Source organism: Streptococcus sp. GMD4S (genome assembly GCF_000296955.1).
Map to the genome: position 1 here is coordinate 1 of NZ_AJRE01000107.1, position 4152 is coordinate 4152.

Below are 4152 nucleotides of genomic sequence, written 5' to 3' on the forward strand. Positions count from 1 at the left end.
GCCAAGCGACCACAGAAGATAACGCGCCCATTTTTCTCAGCTTCCGCTAGATACTGCTCATAAATTGCATTGTTTTTGGCATCATTGATTGGATAGTAAGGTTCATCTCCTCTTTTCCAATCTGCTGGATATTCACGAGTAATAACGGTCTTGGCTTGAGTCCCAAACTCAAAATGTTTGTGTTCGATGATTCGCGTATAGGGAATATCACGTTCAGTATAGTTGACTACGGCATTTCCTTGATGATTTTCTTGGTCCAAAATCTCATGCTCAAAACGGAGACTGCGATACTCAAGTTCACCAAATTTATAGTCAAAGAACTGATCAATCATCCCTGTGAAGACAATCTTAGTTGCTGAAGCCTCCAAGTTCTCCCGATCAGCAAAGAAATCTGTATTAAGCTCTACTTCGATTCCTTCCAACAACTTTTCGATGATGACATTGTAACCACCAATTGGAATCCCTTGGTAACGGTCGTTGAAATAATTATTGTCATAAGTCAATCGAACTGGTAAACGCTTGATGATAAAGGGTGGTAGTTCAGTAGCAGAACGTCCCCATTGCTTTTCGGTGTAGCCCTTGATTAGCTTTTCATAAACATCCGTACCAATCAACTTAATGGCTTGTTCCTCTAAGTTTTTAGGCTCAACATCTTGCATGTGTGTCGTCTGCTCAGTAATCTTGTCCTTGACTTCTTGGGGTGTCTTTGTCCCCCACAAAGCATAGAAAGTGTTCATGTTAAAAGGCAGATTGTAAAGATGTCCTTGATAGTTGGCAATAGGAGAATTGATGTAATTGTTAAACTCCGCAAACTGATTGACATAATCCCAGACCTTTTTATTGGATGTATGGAAGATATGAGCCCCATACTTGTGGACATTGATTCCTTCAACAGATTGGCAATAGATATTCCCACCAATGTGTTCTCGTTTATCAATCACCTTCACTTTCTTGCCACGTTTGTTAGCTTCGTGGGCAAAGATTGCACCTGACAAGCCAGCACCGACAATCAAATAATCGTACATAAAATCTCCTTATTTCTTTAAGACACTTTTTAGTTCTTGAAAATCCAAGACACGTAAGACCAAAACCAAGCCACCGTAGACTAGGAAGCCAAGCAGAGAATAGATCAAGACATTCACAACAGACGAGAAGTGCATGAAAGCTTGTACAGAATACAAAGCGCCGTACATCAAGAGAGCAGCTAAAAATATTTTTAGCATAGATGGAAGGATCTTGACCTCTTTTAGGTACGAACGTGTAAAATAGAGTTGGATCAGCCAAACTAAACCTTCTGTCGCAACAGATACGATCGACGCCCCAATATAGCCCAGAGGCGGGATTAAAAGGAGATTCAAGCCTACACTGAAAATAGCTGGAATAGTTGTTGACAGCATAAATTCACGATTCTTATTGTGAGGAATCAAGATTTGAATTCCCATGATATTGGTCCAGCCAATAAAGAACATTCTAAAGGCCATGATGGCAATCGCATAGCGAGCATCTTGGAAGTCTTGCCCCAGGAAAAAATTAACAAAATCTTTGTTAACAATCAAAATCCCCGCAATCATCGGGAAGATAACCAAGTTATACACTAAGAAAGACATTTCATGTAACTTGTTAACCGCCTTTTGGTTACCTGATGAGAGGAGATTGGAGACCCGAGGCAACATAACACTACCAAGCGACGTTACCAAGGTCAACAAAATATTCAATAATTTCAAGGCTTGATCATAGATCCCGACATCCTTGGTCGAAGACAAGGCACCCAACATGGTGCGATCTAGCGTGATGTAGAGTGAAATGGCAATCTGTGGCAGAAACAAGAGAATGACTGGTTTGATATGCTCTTTGGCATAGGCTATATCCAGATGCGGCTTGCGAATGTGCTCCCGAGCAGGAAGCCACATACTCAACTGACCTAGTAGATCATAGGCAACCAAGAGGATGATATACAAGTACAAGTCGGATGGTTTCTTAACAAATAGGAATATCGAAACAACACCTAGAAGTTTGACCATTGTGTTACGAGCTGTGATTTTTTTGAAATCTTCTAACCCTTGAAAAAGCCAAGAAATATCAAAACCACGAGACAGCAAACTAAAGCCAAGTATATAGGCAATTGGATTGTTCATCGACGGCACAAGCAAGCAGATAACTATATAAAGCGTAACCGCTAAACAGGTTGAAAGGACTTGTAAACTGTAAATGCCCCAGAAGGTTTTCTGAACATTGTTTCGATGTCCTGAAATCTCCTTGGTCCCATAATTGGCCACCCCAAGTGTCGCTAAGAGTATAAAGTAAGTTACTATTGAGTTGTAGTACCCATAGGAACCTAAGTCATTGGATGAGAAAACCCGAGTAATATAGGGTGTAGTAATGACTGGTAAAACGATTACTAACAGCTGATAAGAAAGATTATATAAATAATTTTTTAATACTTTCACAAGGAGTTCCTCGTTGTAGATTTCTTCGATTCAAATTCAATAACTGGCAAGGTTGCAAATAGAGTAAACATAAAAATATTATAAGACGGGCGAACCCAGAAGGCCTCAAACATACAGTTGACTGCTATTAAGGATAAGGCCGTCAATAGCAAATAATTCTTTTTGCGATAAAATGACCAAGACCTAACTATGTATAACACGACCAATAAGAGAACTGGAATCATCCCATAGGTAAAGAGCATCTGAACGTAGGAAGAGTCTACATAGTCGTAGCTCAAAACGGATTCTGTACGCCCCCCATAACCGATAAATGATATGCCCCGAATCCCAAACCACTGCACTGCATATTTTTTTAGTGCCTCATGTCCTAGGTGTAATCTCATACTAAAAAAATTGTTTAGAGCCACATACATTGGATGAGACCAGGTAAATTTAGAAGAGAGATAAATCATTACTGAAGACGCTATACCAGCCGATAAAGGAAGTAAAGCAAAAAGCCGTCGCTGTTTATCATTTCGGAAATAAAAGTACAGAAAAATGAGCGCCATTACAGTAATAGAAGCGGCATTAAGCCTCGCATCGCAATATCGAATAATGAAATAAGCCAGACCAAATCCTAAGGCAGTCCGTAAAATAATGAATTTCTTTCTAAAGATATACGATATAGCTGTATATAGATAAAAACAGTGAGAAGCAAAATCAGTTGGATAAATAAAGCCAAATGAATTTCGAACAACGACTCCCGCAGATCGTGATTGGACAAATTGCAAGTTTGGAATAGCACCAATCACGGCCAAGAGCACTATCAATACAATAAAAAACAAGGCTACAACAGAGTATATTTTAAGTACACTTTCCATCTCAGCCTTGTAAAGAAAGACAAGCAGAAACATATACATCAATGCATTAAGGTTCCCAGTCTTATAGTAAACCATGCCCCCAGCAAAAAGAAGAATTGGTGCAAAGATGAGATAGCTTATAGAGTAGTGATGAATATAAGCAAATCGCATAGCAAGTAACAGGACCGCAAAAAAAGGAACTACATTAGGAATATTAGGTAAAACAGGAGCTAACATAGACGTATTGATCATATCTATGGAGACAACCACTATTAAAACTGCTGCAATTAGCAATTTATCACGTTCTAACTTTAACATTTTCTTTTTCCTTTTCTTCTTTCATCCCTAACTCTTACTTAGGATTTTTTTAACTTTTTAAATTGATAATAGAGCCGCGGATACTTAGTAATTAAAACATAGAGGATCCTACGTTTCTTGCTAACTCTAGCATTCTTCAAGACAAGTGGCAAATAAGGCCTGGTTTTCTCCTGAAGTCTCTTGAATTCTACCGAATCCCCATCCTTAATCATCGTAAAAATCAGAAGACTTCCTGTAAAGAAGCGTGAAATGATGGCTTCTTGGAGTTCTGAACTCTCAGGATAGGTTGCATTCACAACCTCTTTTAAATGATCGATTGCTTCGTAAAACTCGTATTGTTTTGGCGTGAAAGCCGAGGCAGTAATGCTACCAGGTCTATGGTAATAATGGTAAATCGGAAGATGGTACAAGGCCACGGATTGGACTTGGTTGAGATGCTCACTGATAACATAGAGGTCTTCGTAGATGCGCCCCTTGGGGAAGGGAGCTTTCTCAAGAAGTTCTTTCCGATAGAGTTTCCCACAAGCAGAGACCGTTACAAGGTCTCC

At 39.4% G+C, this 4152-nt stretch carries 3 protein-coding genes and 1 pseudogene; all 4 read right to left on the reverse strand.

Annotation, left to right across the window (positions count from 1 at the left end):
* A partial coding sequence (glf, locus tag GMD4S_RS07250; RefSeq protein ID WP_000272504.1) for a UDP-galactopyranose mutase occupies positions 1-1025 on the reverse strand: 1025 nt, incomplete at its 3' end.
* Between the two features lie 9 nt (positions 1026-1034).
* On the reverse strand, positions 1035-2447 hold the full coding sequence (locus GMD4S_RS07255) for a flippase (RefSeq protein WP_000866221.1): 1413 nt from the start codon (positions 2445-2447) through the stop codon (positions 1035-1037).
* The gene (locus GMD4S_RS07260) at positions 2444-3604 is read right to left on the reverse strand and encodes a hypothetical protein (protein WP_000915514.1); all 1161 of its coding nucleotides are present in this window, start codon (positions 3602-3604) and stop codon (positions 2444-2446) included. Before GMD4S_RS07260 ends, GMD4S_RS07255 begins: the two co-directional genes overlap by 4 nt.
* A gap of 38 nt (positions 3605-3642) precedes the next feature.
* Positions 3643-4152: pseudogene (locus GMD4S_RS13510) on the reverse strand (glycosyltransferase family 2 protein); the annotation flags it as partial.